This is a genomic window from Pseudoalteromonas sp. MEBiC 03485 (assembly GCF_004195145.1).
Classification (GTDB): domain Bacteria; phylum Pseudomonadota; class Gammaproteobacteria; order Enterobacterales; family Alteromonadaceae; genus Pseudoalteromonas; species Pseudoalteromonas apostichopi.
This window is the reverse complement of sequence record NZ_SGBT01000001.1, coordinates 3,016,153-3,030,706: the sequence shown is the minus strand read 5'-3', so window position 1 is coordinate 3,030,706 and position 14,554 is coordinate 3,016,153. Positions and strand designations below refer to the sequence as shown.

At 41.4% G+C, this 14,554-nt stretch carries 14 protein-coding genes; 8 read left to right on the top strand and 6 right to left on the bottom strand.

What is annotated here, in order from left to right:
- Positions 1–97 precede the first annotated feature (97 nt).
- Together pta and EVU92_RS13960 are read right to left on the bottom strand one after the other, a co-directional pair.
- Positions 98–2,254 carry a phosphate acetyltransferase gene (pta, locus tag EVU92_RS13965; RefSeq protein ID WP_130051731.1) on the bottom strand — a complete coding sequence of 719 codons (2,157 nt, stop codon included), beginning with the start codon at positions 2,252–2,254 and terminating at the stop codon, positions 98–100.
- 4 nt (positions 2,255–2,258) lie between these two features.
- Positions 2,259–3,473: an acetate kinase gene (locus EVU92_RS13960; RefSeq protein ID WP_130051730.1), complete on the bottom strand. Its 1,215-nt coding sequence runs from the start codon at positions 3,471–3,473 to the stop codon at positions 2,259–2,261.
- Between the two features lie 290 nt (positions 3,474–3,763).
- Between EVU92_RS13960 and yfbV the strand changes: the two genes are divergently transcribed.
- Complete coding sequence (gene yfbV, locus EVU92_RS13955) at positions 3,764–4,210, top strand: terminus macrodomain insulation protein YfbV (RefSeq protein ID WP_130052297.1); 447 nt, start codon at positions 3,764–3,766, stop codon at positions 4,208–4,210.
- On the opposite strand, the gene EVU92_RS13950 is transcribed toward yfbV, so the two are convergent.
- From EVU92_RS13950 to xthA, 3 genes are read right to left on the bottom strand one after another with little or no spacing between them, the layout of a single operon-like run.
- Positions 4,207–5,004: a putative RNA methyltransferase gene (locus tag EVU92_RS13950; RefSeq protein WP_130051729.1), complete on the bottom strand. Its 798-nt coding sequence runs from the start codon at positions 5,002–5,004 to the stop codon at positions 4,207–4,209. The genes yfbV and EVU92_RS13950 overlap by 4 nt on opposite strands.
- Positions 5,001–5,651, bottom strand: coding sequence for an energy-coupling factor ABC transporter permease (locus EVU92_RS13945; protein WP_130051728.1), 651 nt, complete (start codon positions 5,649–5,651; stop codon positions 5,001–5,003). The genes EVU92_RS13950 and EVU92_RS13945 overlap by 4 nt, the downstream gene beginning before the upstream one ends.
- Positions 5,648–6,457, bottom strand: a complete 810-nt coding sequence (xthA, locus tag EVU92_RS13940) for an exodeoxyribonuclease III (protein ID WP_130051727.1) — start codon at positions 6,455–6,457, stop codon at positions 5,648–5,650. The genes EVU92_RS13945 and xthA overlap by 4 nt, the downstream gene beginning before the upstream one ends.
- Before the next feature lie 243 nt (positions 6,458–6,700).
- Here xthA and EVU92_RS13935 point away from each other — a divergent pair, with 243 nt between their 5' ends.
- The 4 genes from EVU92_RS13935 to rluB all read left to right on the top strand — a co-directional run bounded on the left by EVU92_RS13935 (position 6,701) and on the right by rluB (position 9,453).
- Positions 6,701–7,135, top strand: a complete 435-nt coding sequence (locus EVU92_RS13935) for an exonuclease III (RefSeq protein ID WP_130051726.1) — start codon at positions 6,701–6,703, stop codon at positions 7,133–7,135.
- Between the two features lie 205 nt (positions 7,136–7,340).
- Complete coding sequence (locus tag EVU92_RS13930; RefSeq protein ID WP_130051725.1) at positions 7,341–7,862, top strand: EF-hand domain-containing protein; 522 nt, start codon at positions 7,341–7,343, stop codon at positions 7,860–7,862.
- Positions 7,863–7,993: 131 nt separating this feature from the next.
- Positions 7,994–8,584: an SMC-Scp complex subunit ScpB gene (scpB, locus tag EVU92_RS13925; protein WP_130051724.1), complete on the top strand. Its 591-nt coding sequence runs from the start codon at positions 7,994–7,996 to the stop codon at positions 8,582–8,584.
- Positions 8,581–9,453 (top strand): 23S rRNA pseudouridine(2605) synthase RluB, encoded by an 873-nt coding sequence (rluB, locus tag EVU92_RS13920; RefSeq protein ID WP_130051723.1) that lies wholly within the window; start codon positions 8,581–8,583, stop codon positions 9,451–9,453. The genes scpB and rluB overlap by 4 nt, the downstream gene beginning before the upstream one ends.
- Before the next feature lie 94 nt (positions 9,454–9,547).
- Here rluB and ald read toward each other — a convergent pair whose 3' ends face one another.
- Positions 9,548–10,669 (bottom strand): alanine dehydrogenase, encoded by a 1,122-nt coding sequence (gene ald, locus EVU92_RS13915; RefSeq protein WP_130051722.1) that lies wholly within the window; start codon positions 10,667–10,669, stop codon positions 9,548–9,550.
- A 142-nt stretch (positions 10,670–10,811) separates the two neighbouring features.
- Here ald and lrp point away from each other — a divergent pair, with 142 nt between their 5' ends.
- The 3 genes from lrp (at position 10,812) to lolA (ending at position 14,551) form a co-directional block, all read left to right on the top strand.
- A complete protein-coding gene (gene lrp, locus EVU92_RS13910) occupies positions 10,812–11,291 on the top strand; it encodes a leucine-responsive transcriptional regulator Lrp (protein ID WP_130051721.1) in 480 nt (159 codons plus the stop codon).
- Positions 11,292–11,432: 141 nt separating this feature from the next.
- Complete coding sequence (locus EVU92_RS13905) at positions 11,433–13,925, top strand: DNA translocase FtsK 4TM domain-containing protein (RefSeq protein ID WP_130051720.1); 2,493 nt, start codon at positions 11,433–11,435, stop codon at positions 13,923–13,925.
- A complete protein-coding gene (lolA, locus tag EVU92_RS13900) occupies positions 13,925–14,551 on the top strand; it encodes an outer membrane lipoprotein chaperone LolA (RefSeq protein WP_130051719.1) in 627 nt (208 codons plus the stop codon). Before EVU92_RS13905 ends, lolA begins: the two co-directional genes overlap by 1 nt.
- The last annotated feature ends 3 nt before the right edge of the window (positions 14,552–14,554 follow it).

Here is a 14,554-nt window from a genome sequence, read left to right as displayed (position 1 = left end):
CCACAGAATCTGTGGATAAATATGGGAATAGGTCAGTATAAAGAAGCTAATAGGCTAATTTATAAAGGTTTTATAAATTAGCCTAAATTTTGAAGGGTTAATTTTCTATGCTTTCGACTTGCTTAGCTTGAATCGCTGTAAGGGCAATGGTGTAAACAATATCGTCTACTAATGCACCACGACTTAAGTCATTTACCGGCTTGCGCATACCTTGAAGCATTGGGCCAATACTAATTAAATCAGCACTACGTTGTACTGCTTTGTAAGTTGTATTACCAGTATTCAAGTCTGGGAATACAAACACAGTTGCTTTACCTGCCACAGGGCTATCGGGTGCTTTCTTAATTGCTACATTTTCCATAATAGCTGCATCGTATTGAAGCGGGCCATCAATCACTAAGTCTGGGCGCTTTTGCTGGGCAAGCTTAGTGGCTTCACGGACTTTCTCTACATCAGCGCCTGAGCCTGACGTACCCGTGCTGTAGCTGATCATTGCAACGCGAGGTTCAATGCCAAATGCGGCAGCTGAATCAGCCGATTGAATAGCAATATCAGCTAATTGCTCAGCGGTAGGATCTGGATTGATAGCGCAGTCACCGTAAACAAGTACTTGATCAGGTAATAGCATAAAGAATACCGATGATACTAACGATGAACCCGGAGCTGTTTTAATCAATTGTAGCGGTGGGCGAATCGTGTTAGCTGTTGTGTTAACAGCACCTGACACCAAGCCGTCTACTTTACCTTGTTCAAGCATCATGGTGCCAAGTACTACGTTATCTAGTAATTGCTCTTGTGCGACCACTTCTGTTAAGCCTTTGTTTTTACGAATCTCTACCATAGGCGCCACGTAATCGTTGATTACATCAGCTGGCTCAATAATGGTTACGTTATCGTTAAGCTCAACACCTTGTTGTTCAGCAATACGTAAAATCTCTTCTTTATCGCCAAGAAGGATTGTTTTAGCAATACCACGTTGACCACAAATAGCAGCAGCTTTAATAGTACGTGGCTCATTACCTTCTGGTAAAACAACCGTTTTATTCGCTTGACGGGCTTTATCCGTTAGTAAGAAGCGAAATGCTGGAGGAGACATTTTACGAGTACGACCAACACTTTGTGCAAGGCTGTCTAACCAGTCTGAGTCAATATGGCTGGCGTTGTGATCTTTTACTTTATCGATGCGTTGATCATCATCACAAGGCACTTCCATATTGAAGTTATGCAGTAACAGTGAGGTACGCCACGTATCTTCTTCTGTTGCGATAATTGGTAAACCTGTATCCATCGCTTGTTCACATAATTTCATAATGCGATCTTCAGGTTTAAAACCACCAGTTAATAAAATTGCCCCAAGCTTGGTGCCATTCATGGCTGATAAACAAGCTGCAACTAATACATCAGAGCGATCGCCAGGAGTTACCAGCAATGCTCCAGGGGTAAAGTGGCTTAAGATATTCGACACTGTACGGGCACAGAAAGTGACGCGACGTAAACGGCGGTGAGCCATGTCACCTTCGTTAATTACTTCAGCTTTTAAGTATTCACATAAATCTCGTACACGCGGTGCTACTAGGTCAAAATCCCAAGGAATTGAGCCTAATAACTTAAATGGGTGCTTTCTGAAAATAGGCAGCGATGCTAAACGGTTTAATTCGTTCTCGAGTTGTTCAGGTTCATGGGCCTCAACAAGATCTGCACGTGCACGACCTTCGTCATCCAATGGCGCATTTACTTTATTGAAAATACAGCCTAACACGCGAGGGTGATTAACACCGCCATAGTTGCCAGAGGCGATTTCTAAACGGTCTTCAATTTGGTCATTGCTATCGTTACTAGGCGTTAAAACAAAAACAATATCAGCACCTAGCGTTTGCGCAATTTCACGGTTTACGCGTCCAGCATAAGGCTGACGACGTGTTGGCACCATACCTTCGATAATGGCGATTTCGTCTTCTTTAATGGTGCTTTCAAAGCGCTCTACGATTTCTTCTAGTAAGTCGTCGCCTTTACCATCACCAATCATTTGCTCTGCATAGCTCAAATCGAATGGTGTCGGTGGATTAATTGGCGAGCCATGGGTAACAATTTGCGTCGACTTTTCTGGGCCTGTATCGCCAGAGCGTGGCTGTGCAATGGGTTTGAAAAAGTTAACTTTAAGCGCTTTTTGCTCTAGCGCACGTACCAAACCAACAGAAACAGATGTTAAACCAACCCCAGTTGAAATAGGGATCAACATAATTCTACGTGCCATTTACTTAAGCCTCCTTTGCAATGCGGGCTGCATCGTTAGCAATAACCCATTCTTCATTTGTTGGGATCACAAACGCTTTAACATGCGCTTGGCCTTTTGAAATTAGGCCTTCTTTACCAAAGCGAGCAGCCAAGTTAGCAGCTTCATCACACTCAAGGCCTAAAAAGCCTAAGTGTGAAATCACTTTGTCACGAATGATGTCTGAGTTTTCACCAATGCCACCGGTAAAAATAAGCGCATCAAGGCGTTGCAGAGGCACCAAGAACGCAGCGATTTGTTTTGCTAAGCGGTAACAGAAAATATCGAGAGCAAGGTTTGCTTGTGGGTGGCCTTCAACAGCCGCTTCTTCAATAGTGCGACAGTCATTTGATAATTCACTAATGCCTAACAGACCACTTTGTTTATTCAACAAATCATCAATTTCTTGAACTGAATAATTAAGTTGTTGAGTCAAAAAGGTGAATAAACCAGGATCGATGCTACCACTGCGCGTACCCATGACTAAGCCTTCCAGAGGGGTAAGCCCCATACTGGTATCAACACTCTTACCATCTTTAATAGCGCACACAGAACAACCATTACCTAAATGCGCACTGATCACATTAGTTTGCTGGCGTTCTTTGCCGAGTAATTTCGCCGCTTCACCGGCAACATAATAATGGCTCGTGCCATGGAAACCATAACGTCTTACACCATGCTCTTTATAAAGCGAGTAAGGTAATGCATATAAGTAGGCAATTTTTGGCATAGTTTGATGAAACGCAGTATCAAACACCGCAATTTGTGGTAGTGTCGAGAACGCTTGCTGTGCGGTGCGAATACCTAATAAATTCGCTGGATTATGTAAAGGCGCTAATGCTGCCGTTTTCTCGATTTCTATTAATACGTCATTATCAATTAATACTGACTCGGTAAAATGTTCGCCACCATGTACGACCCTATGGCCCACGGCAACTAACTTATCCTCAAGACCTAAGTTTTTGACCAGGTAAACAAGTTTATTAATTGCTGCATCATGGGCTTGTCCTTTTGCAAGTTCAATAAGTTGTTTTTCACCATTATATTTATATTTTATTGAAGGCGTATCTGATCCAAGGCGTTCAGCTAACCCTGAAATAACTTCGTCAGAAGTGGTGGCATCTAAAATGGCAAATTTTAAACTCGAACTACCACAGTTTAGTACTAAAACGTGATGTGGTGAGCAAAGGTGCTTCGGCATAGCTAGGTCCTAAAAGTACGATATCAGTCAGTGTGTATTAAGGCTTGATAATTAGAATTCTTTGCCAGTATAGTAAATAAGTATTTTGTTGCTACACTTAACAAAGCTAGGCTGTAATTACACTAAAGTCTAGTTGACTTAAGCCGATAACATTTTATCTCATTTAGACTTTAAACGTTAGTCTCATTGCCATTAATTTGGTATTAGAACTAGGACAGGTTTTGCAGGGATTGTATCCGGGAGTGTGTTACACTCGGTTGTGAAACGAGATGAAAACCCTAGGAGTGATGATGCAAAAAGGTGTCATGTCACAAGTGCAAACAGGTCGTCAGTACGCTAAAAAATGGCCGATGCGACAAGAGCTCGCTCCATTGTTTGCCGAATTTAGAGTGATCAAAGCTACTGATCTGGCAATTACTGTGATGCCAATTTTGGCAATGCTGACCGTATTCATGCAAGTTAATTACTTAGGCAGTGATTATTTTCCACAAGCTATCACTATTGCGCTATTCTTTTTGTCACTTCCGCTGCAAGGTTTGTTGTGGTTAGGAAGACGTGCTCAAACCAGATTAGAACCAGCGATGCTAAGTTGGTATACAGAATTGCACAGTAAAATGAAGGCGCATGGTTATCAGTCACAATTAACGACTGAAAAACCACGCTATATAGATTTAGCTCAACTGTTAAAGGATATGTTCGAAAAAATGGACAAAGCCTTCACTAAAGAGCATTTTTAATCCCGAATAAACTGGCTCACATAAAACGATAACGTAATTTTTTGTGGGCCTTGCTGCTCTATCTGCTGCCAATGCTCTGGGCGAAACTTCCATGCAAACGGCGTCATCATAATTAAATGTTTAATCTCATCGACAGATAACAACACCTGTTGCTCTAGTAAATTCGTCGACTCTTTGCTGAAACCCGCTGGTGGTTCTATCTCAGTATGTGGTTTAACATCGGAATAAATAAATGCTTTTAACTCTTTTAGGTGCCAAGGGCCAGGGCTTGCAACAATTAAGCTAGCTTGTGGTTTGGCAAGGCGGGCAAGTTCTTGTGCAAATAGTGGTGCAAACACACTAACAAGCACATCCGCTTTGGCGTCTGCAAAAGGGGCTTGGCTAATTGAGGCAACGCTAAAATGCGCATTTTCATATCGCTTAGCAGCGTATTTTACCGCGGGTTTCGAAATATCGACACCATAGACATCGGCACTCGATTGCGTTGCTATTGCTTGAGTGTAAAAGCCTTCACCACAGCCTAAATCAATCACTGAAGTTGGTTCGAGTGATGTCACTAAATCTGCTAAAGCTTGCTGTAAAAACAAATAGTGCCCGGCACTTAAAAATGCGCGGCGAGCCTGCACCATTTCAAGGTTATCGCCCGGTTGTTTAGACTTTTTATTTTGCACGGGAAGTAAATTGACATAACCCTCTTTGGCGATATCAAAACTGTGATTGTTGTCACAACGGTAAGTTTTGTCGGTTAGAGTAAGTTCAAGTTTGCAAAGTGGGCAGTGATAGTGAAGACTCATGAGTCTAAATAGTCCTTATCATAAAAGGTTTTAACCCAGTGAGGGCGATACGTGATCATCAAGGTAATGGCCATGCCATTGAGCATTGCTTCAGGAAACCAAATTATGGCACAAAGAATCAGATAGTTTTCTGAAATTTCAATAAAACTGTAATCACCAAGCAAGTAATAAAACACACCACTGGTAAGTATTTTGATACAGGCAATAGCAGCAGCGGTTAAAAACGCGCATAAAAAGATATAAATAAAAAAGTGCCTTGGCAGATAGCTATAGCAAAGCACAAAACACAAATAGCTTAACGTAACTGGTAAAAAAGCAGTAAACAATAAATGCACTGGCAGTATTGATACTGGCAGCTGAGCGACTAATACCAAGAGTAAACTTGCAAGAAGGCTTGCAAAAATGGCCAGTCGCCAACCTAAAATCAGGGTCACTGCAGTGACCCCTAAAATATGCAATTCGAGGCCTGGCAATATCCCCGCTTTAATACGCCACAGTACTGCAAGTACTAAAGCACAAGCGAGTACACCAACTTGTCTTATTGGTGTTGCCAATAATTGTGATGCGCTTTGTTTATCGAAACTCAGCCAAAGTATTAAAGCCACACAGCTCCACAAAGGGAGCTGCCATTGCATAGTGTCTATCATGCGTTAAAAGTTGACCAAATTGGGGCATGATCAGATGGCTTTTCGATACCACGTAATTCGTAATCGATGCCAGACTCAACACAACGTTTAGCAAGCGCTGGAGTTGCTAAGATCACATCAATACGTAAACCGCGGTTGTCATCAAAACCTTTTGAGCGGTAATCAAACCACGAATATTGCTCGGTTTTTTCTGGGTAAAGCTCTCGGAATGTATCTTTAAAGCCCCAGTTTAATAAAGTGCTTAGCCATTCACGCTCTTCTGGTTGGAACGAACACTTACCTGTTTTTAACCAGCGCTTACGGTTTGGTTCACCAATACCAATGTCGAGATCGGTCGGTGAAATATTAATGTCGCCCATCACGATAACATCTTGCTCAGGCGTGTGGTTATCTTCTAAATGGGTCATTAAATCTTTGTAGAACTGACGCTTATATGGGAACTTGGTTTCGTGGGCAATATTATCGCCTTGCGGGAAATAGCCATTCATCACCGTTAGGTCACGACCATTTTCTTGTGTCACAGTAACACTGATCATACGGCGCTGTGACTCGTCAGTATCAGTTGCAAAGCCTTTAACGACTGATTTTGGTTCTTGCTTACACAACATAGCCACGCCGTAGTGCGCTTTTTGACCATGAAAATAAACGTGATAACCCATTTTTTGCACGTCTTCGAGAGGGAAGGCCTCATCATGCACTTTGATTTCTTGTAAGCCAATAATATCTGGTTGATGTTTATCAATTACGGCTTGCAACTGGTGTAAACGGGCGCGCAGGCCGTTAATGTTGAATGAGATTACCTTCATGGTGCACCTATTATTTTTGTTTCAGTGTTTAGCGCAATTCTATCATCAAACTAGGGCTTATTCATGAGCTAATTACGAAAATCAAATTGGGTAAATGTTGATCAATTGCTGCTTAATTTAAAAACATTGTTAACTCACTATTAATTATTAAATTAAATAAATAATTCAGTTGATCTACTTATTTTTGTTTATATAATGCGCGCAAACCATCCGTTCATATTATGTACTATTTAAAGGTAAACCATGAAAAAACAATTAGTGATGCTTTCTCTTGCATGTATCTCATTTGGCTCATTAGCAAGCAACCCGCACTACTTTTCAGCTGATAACCGTATTGAATCTAAGTTATGTAGCTTAAGTGCGAATGAAGGGTTTACCGCTGCACGTAAAGAAGCAGCAAAGCATGGCATTTCAATGTCGCGTTTTTCAAAAAGCATTTTATGCAACGGTACTGACATCCGTGACATTGCTAAAAAAGCACAATCACAAAATTCAGCATCAAAAGCAGCAGTTGAAGTGTTTGCTAAAAATGAGCAAAAAGAAACTCAACTTTGTATCACAGCACTTAAAAAAGGTTTAACACCTGTGCGTGAAAAAATTGGTAACTTAAACACCTTAAAATGTAATGGCGAAGCTGTAACAGACTTCGTTAAGCGTTACCAAAACGCAGCTATCTAATAGCGATATTATGGCTATATGGAAAAGCGCTCTTATGAGCGCTTTTTTTATGAAAAAATTACAGCAAGCTATGAAAAGCTTGCTAAATCATAGGCTTAACCTTAGCTTAACTATTTTGTAAGTGCTTGATTTTAGTCAGTAAGACATTTTGGCATTCAACTTGTAATAGTCAAAGTGAATCTAATCGACTACAAGGAAATGTCTTATGAACAAGTTAACTCTAGCATCAACAATTTTGGCAGCATTAAGCCTATCAGCATGTTCTGCAAGTAACTCTTTAGCAAAAATCGACAGTGATTTTGGTAGCCTAGATAATGACAATGACGGTTATATCTCTAAAGTAGAAGCTGATGACGATGCAATTTGGGATCATTTTTCAAATATCGATACCAACATGGATGAGCAAATTAGCCGCACTGAATTTAATACTTATATGCAGTTAAATACAGGTAAAGTGGCAACTGATAGCGAGGTGTCTGAATCAGCATTTAAAGCAGAAATCGCTAGATTTGACCGCATCGAAAATGACTTTAAATCGTTAGATAACGATAAAAATGGTTATGTATCAATTGAAGAAGCAGATGACGACGACATCGCAAATCATTTTGGCTATATGGATAGCAACAAAGATAAGCGTGTAAGTCGTACTGAATTTATCAACTACATTAGCAAATATGGCAGCGATGTTGCCGAAGATGATGCCCTTGAAATGGTTAAAAACAGCTAATTTCATTATTCATTTTTGAAATATCCCCCAAAGCCAGTGTTTTACACTGGCTTTTTTATAATAATTTTTCCAACCTTGGCTGACTTCTGTCATAATAGAGCGTTAGTGATTTAAAATGACCTTTAGTAACGATGGCCACAAAACGTATCAGTGATGAACAGTTAGTCGAAATCATAGAAGCTGCGATTTTTGTTGCTGGAAAACCCGTGTCTAAACGGCATTTAAAAGAAACAGTATTAGCTGATTTAAGCGTATCTATGCCACGCATTAATAATGCAATTGAACAGATTCAAACGCATTATCAAACCAGAGGTATCAAGCTTGTTGCAGTAGGTAGCGGTTATAGATTTCAGGCCTGTGCGAGTTTAGCACCTTGGCTGGCAAACTTATGGCAAGAGCGCGCACCTAAATACTCAAGAGCACTATTAGAAACTTTATCCTTGATTGCCTACAGGCAACCTATTACCCGTGGTGAAATTGAACAAGTACGGGGAGTAACCGTTGGCTCAGGGATTATTAAAACCTTATTAGAAAGAGAGTGGGTAAGGGTTGTGGGCCACAAAGAAGTGCCAGGTCGCCCTGCTTTGTATGCAACAACATCCGCTTTCTTAGACTATTTTTCATTAGCTGGTTTAGATGAATTACCACCATTACCTGAACTTCAGGAGAGTAAAATCAACCAGCTATTGAGCGATCCTTCTGTGAGAGAACTATCTGAATGAGTAATTTAGAAACTGAAAAGTTACAAAAAGTATTAGCCCGTGCAGGCGTGGGTTCACGTCGTGAAATGGAAAAATACATCGATGCCAACCGCGTGAGCGTGAATGGTAAAGTGGCGCGTTTAGGCGACCGTGTAGAAACAACCGATGTGATTCGTGTTGACGGTCACGTGGTAAAAATTGAAGACAAAGCTGACCGTATTTGTCGTGTGCTTATGTATAACAAACCAGAAGGTGAGTTATGTACACGTAAAGATCCGGAAGGCCGCCGTACGGTATTTGATCGCTTACCACGTGTTGATGGCGAGCGCTGGATAGCGGTAGGTCGTTTAGATATTAATACCGCAGGTTTAATGCTGTTCACCAATGACGGTGAACTTGCAAATCGTTTAATGCACCCAAGTTACGAAGTAGAGCGTGAATACTCTGCTCGTGTATTTGGCGAAGTAACTAATGATACGCTGCGCACTTTAACAAAAGGTGTTGAACTTGATGATGGCCCTGCAAAATTCTTGAACATCAAACCTATGGGTGGTGAGGGGATCAATCGTTGGTTCAATGTCACATTAACTGAAGGTCGTAACCGCGAAGTACGTCGTTTATGGCAATCACAAGATGTTGAAGTATCGCGTCTTATCCGTATTCGTTACGGTAAGTTAGAGCTTGATAAGCGCTTACCGCAAGGTGGTTGGGCTGAGCTTGATTTAGATACGGTAAACTATTTACGTAAAACAGTACAACTAGGCCGCGAAACGCAAACTAAGCTGTCGGTTATTCCTGAAAAGCGTAAAGACAAGCGTGCTAAAATTAACCAAATTCGTAAGGCGGTTAAAAAGCACAATCAACGCGCTAAACAAACTAAACGTCGTTAATCAATAATATAGCGGTTTGCAGATAAAGCGATTTATTTGCAAACTGGCATAAAAAAAGCAGCGATATCGCTGCTTTTTTGTTTCACAATGCTAATTAAGCATTTTCAACAGCTGTACGTGGGTCAACATATTCCATGTTGAAAGCTTCAGCTACTTCTTTATAAGTAACTTGGCCTTTGATCACGTTTAAGCCTTTTAAGAAGTTTGCATCGTCAAGAAGCGCTTTCTTGTAGCCTTTGTTAGCAAGGTTGATGATGAACGGTAATGTTGCGTTGTTAAGTGCAAACGTCGAAGTACGTGGTACAGCACCTGGCATGTTAGCAACACAGTAGTGAACAACTTCATCAACGATGAAAGTAGGATCAGCATGAGTTGTCGCTTTAGAAGTTGCGATACAACCACCTTGGTCGATTGCAACGTCAACGATTGCAGAACCAGGTTTCATTGCTTTGATGTGCTCAGCCGTTACTAGTTTAGGCGCTGCAGCACCAGGGATTAATACGCCACCGATCACAAGGTCAGCTTCTAGTACGTGTTTTTCTAACGCGTCAGCTGTAGAGTAGATAGCTTTAACTTTATTACCGAACTGCGCATCTAATGCACGTAATACATCGATGTTACGGTCAAGAACAACAACATCAGCACCTAGGCCAACAGCCATTTGCGCTGCGCTACGACCAACCATGCCGCCGCCGATAACAACTACTTTAGCTGGCTCAACACCTGGTACACCACCAAGTAACATACCACGGCCGTGGTTTGCTTTTTCAAGCGCTTGTGCACCAGCTTGAATAGACATACGACCTGCAACTTCACTCATAGGAGCTAGAAGTGGTAAACCGCCACGTGAATCAGTTACTGTTTCGTAAGCGATACATACTGCGCCACTTTTAACAAGGTCTTCAGTTTGTGGAAGATCCGGTGCTAAGTGAAGGTAAGTAAATAGAATTTGGTCTTCGCGTAACATAGCACGCTCAACAGCTTGTGGCTCTTTTACTTTAACGATCATTTCAGCTTTAGCAAAAACGTCTGCTGCTGTTGGTAAAATTTCAGCACCAGCCGCAATATAATCTTCATTCGTAAAGCCAATGCCCATACCAGCATCAGTCTCAACAAACACTTGGTGGCCATGGTTTACTAGTTCACGAACACTCGCAGGAACCATACCTACACGGTATTCATGGTTTTTGATTTCTTTAGGTACACCAATAATCATAGTTTTTCGCCTTAATAGAACGGGATAAAATTTTTGACTATTATATTCATGACTAGCCAGTGTGTCTCACCTTTTTTTAATGAACTTCTAGTGATATAATCTAAAAATAACTTAAAAACAGTGCAAAACTCTGGTTTGGCTTATGCATCAATTACTCGACAGAATAGACCGTAAAATATTAATGGAATTACAGCACGATGGTCGGATCTCTAACGTAGAGCTGGCAAGGCGTGTAGGGCTAAGTGCCACCCCGTGTTTAGAGCGTGTAAAAAAGCTTGAAAGGGAGGGGTATATACTCGGATATAAAGCGGTAGTAGATCCTGCTAAGCTTGGGCAGGGTTTATCCGTTTATGTAGAAGTGACCATCACCAAAACATCACCTGATGTGTTCGAAGAGTTTAACGCCGCTGTTAAAAAGCACGACGAAATTATTGAATGTCACTTGGTGTCGGGTAATTTCGACTTTTTATTAAAAACGCGGGTAAATGATATGTCGGAATATCGAAATGTACTAGGCGATATTCTACTAAAACTACCTAATGTCAGTGAAAGCCGAACGTATGTGGTAATGGAAGAAGTAAAAGGTGAAGAAGGGGTCATTATTCGCCCATATATTGCTTAAACTGTTAAAATACACATAGAGTAACAAAAACTTGTTCATTATCAGTCCATCAAGGCTAAGATAAAGTGCATCAAACGGCATTTCCTGCTAAGGTATTTCACTGCTAATCGATCAGTAAAGAATAATAAGGAATAGGGAGCTATGCGCCTAAATGGTGTTCAAAGACTGTTAGAAACGGGGCTAATCATCAGCACCTTTGCTGCAGTATTTATTTTATGTGCATTAATCAGTTTTGATCCTGCGGACCCTTCATGGTCGCAAACCGGTGAATTTGTTAATGTTAAGAATATTACCGGCACTGCGGGGGCCTGGGTTGCAGATATCCTATTACTCACTTTTGGCTGGCTTGCTTATTTAGTCCCTGTTGCTATTCAATTATTTGGTTATTTATTGTTTAAACAGCCACATCGTATTTTTCAGCTTGATTACACCACACTTGCCTTACGTGTCATTGGCTTTGCGCTGTTTATTACTTCAGCGACTGCCATTAGCAGCATTAACTTCGACGATATTTATAACTTCTCATCTGGTGGGGTAGTAGGGGATGTCATTGCAACAGCAATGATGCCGACCTTTAATTTTACCGGCACCTCGATTCTATTACTGTGCTTTTTCTTTGCTGGATTAACCCTATTAACGGGGATTTCTTGGGTGCAATTTGTCGATTTTGTCGGCAAGTGGGTAATGAAATTATTCTACTTTTTACGTGAGCAATTTTCTGCTTGGATGCACCGTGAAAAAGAAGCAGTTAAAGATGTCGCCACCACAGAGCCTGACGCCAACTTTGTAGAACCAGAAAACGAGCCAGCTATTAGCTTCAATGATGCTGATGAAGATGAGCCAAAAGCGACCAAGCAACAGCAAAAGTCTGCTGAAAAAGCAGATGAAGACTTCAAAGGCTTTGATGAGCTTGATGATATTCTTGACCAAGAAATTGGATTCAGTGCTCTTGATGATGAATCATTCGATACCGTATCGGCACTTAATGCGCTTGATCAGAGCCCTGTAGTAGAGCAAGAAAAGCCTGTAACAACGGTTGTTTCGCCTGCTCGCCCAATGCCTAAACCAAAACCTGCGTATCAGCCACCACCAACAGCGAAAGAAAAATTCGAAGCCTTGCTCGAAGAGCAACCGCCTGTAAATCCGTTACCATCGCTGGATTTATTAGATCGTCCAGATAAAGCGAAAAACCCATTATCACAAGAAGAATTAGATGGTATTTCTCGTTTAGTTGAAACCAAATTACTTGACTTTAACATTCAAGCTGCGGTTGTGGGTGTATACCCAGGTCCGGTAGTAACGCGTTTTGAGCTTGATTTAGCGCCGGGTATTAAAGTAGCTAAAATCACTGGCTTAGCTAAAGATTTAGCGCGTTCACTCTCTGCAGTAAGCGTACGTGTTGTAGAAGTTATTCCGGGTAAAACTTATGTTGGTTTAGAGTTACCTAACAAACATCGTGAAATCGTGCGTTTAAGTGAAGTTATTAACGCACCTAAATTTGAATCAAACCCATCACCACTGACTATGGTGTTAGGTAAAGACATTGCTGGCGAGCCAGTGTGTGCTGACCTTGGCAAAATGCCACATTTACTTGTTGCGGGTACAACTGGTTCAGGTAAGTCAGTGGGCGTTAATGTAATGATATTAAGCTTACTATACAAATCGGGCCCTGATGATGTTCGTATGATCATGATCGACCCGAAAATGCTTGAACTTTCTGTGTACGAAGGCATCCCACATTTATTATGTGAAGTTGTTACTGACATGAAAGAAGCAGCCAATGCATTGCGTTGGTGTGTAGGCGAAATGGAACGTCGTTATAAGCTGATGTCGGCACTTGGGGTGCGTAACTTAAAAGGTTACAACCAAAAAGTGTTGGATGCCAAAGAAGCGGGTCAACCAATTCTAGATCCACTGTTTAAAGATACCGACGGTATGGCCGATGGCCCTGAAGAGCTAGATAAACTACCAAGTATTGTGGTGGTTATTGACGAATTTGCCGACATGATGATGATCGTGGGTAAAAAAGTGGAAGAGCTGATTGCACGTATCGCACAAAAAGCCCGTGCTGCAGGTATTCACTTAGTGTTAGCAACACAACGCCCATCGGTTGACGTTATTACAGGTTTGATTAAAGCGAATATTCCAACACGTATGGCGTTCCAAGTTTCAAGTAAAATTGATTCGCGTACCATTTTAGATCAGCAAGGTGCTGAAAACTTACTTGGTATGGGTGACATGCTTTACTTACCACCAGGTACTAGTGTACCAGTGCGTGTGCATGGCGCGTTTGTTGACGACCACGAAGTTCATGCGGTCGTAGATGATTGGAAAAAACGTGGCAAACCAAATTATATAGATGAAATTTTGAGTGGCGATGCCACAGAAGAAATTCTACTACCAGGAGAAACCAGTGAAGACGGTGATGAAGAGTCAGATCCGCTTTACGATGAAGCAGTATCATTTGTAATTGAAACCGGCAAAGTGTCGGTATCGAGTGTACAGCGTAAGCTTCGTGTAGGTTATAACCGCGCAGCTCGTTTAGTTGAACAAATGGAAACATCAGGCATTGTTAGCGCACCAGGACATAACGGTGCCCGCGAAGTCTTAGTGCCAAATGGTGGAGCAAATTAATGAAAAAAATTAAATACCTAGCCCTAATTATGGGTTGTTTATTAAGCGGTCAAAGTTTTGCAGACGACAGCGAAGCATTGCAACAACAACTGGCTGCGATTAAAAGTTTTAAAGCAGAGTTTTCGCAGCAAGTTACCGATTCGCAAGGCGAAGCTATCATGCAAGGTGAAGGGAATATTGCTCTTCAACAACCTATGATGATCCGCTGGCAACAGCAAAGCCCAGACGATACCTTGTTTGTATCGAATGGCGACAAAACTTATTACTTCGATAGCTTTGCTGAGCAAGTAACGATTATGAATACCCACAGCTTGATTGATTCAACACCGTTTGTATTGTTGACCTCTAAAGATCCTGAGCAGTGGGCTAAATACCAAGTTGTGGCAACCGATGCAGGCTTTAGCGTAACACCAAACAAAGGTGTTGAGAGCCAAGTTGAAAAGTTAGACATTAGCTTTAATGCTCAAGAGCAAGGACTAGCATCACTGACAGTATTAGATACCTCTGGTCAGCAGTCTTTATTTACCTTTAAAGATGCTAAAGTAAACGAAGCACTTGCAACTCAAACCTTTGAATTTACCATTCCTGAGGGCGTTGAAGTTGACGACCAAAGCCAAGGTGATTAAGGC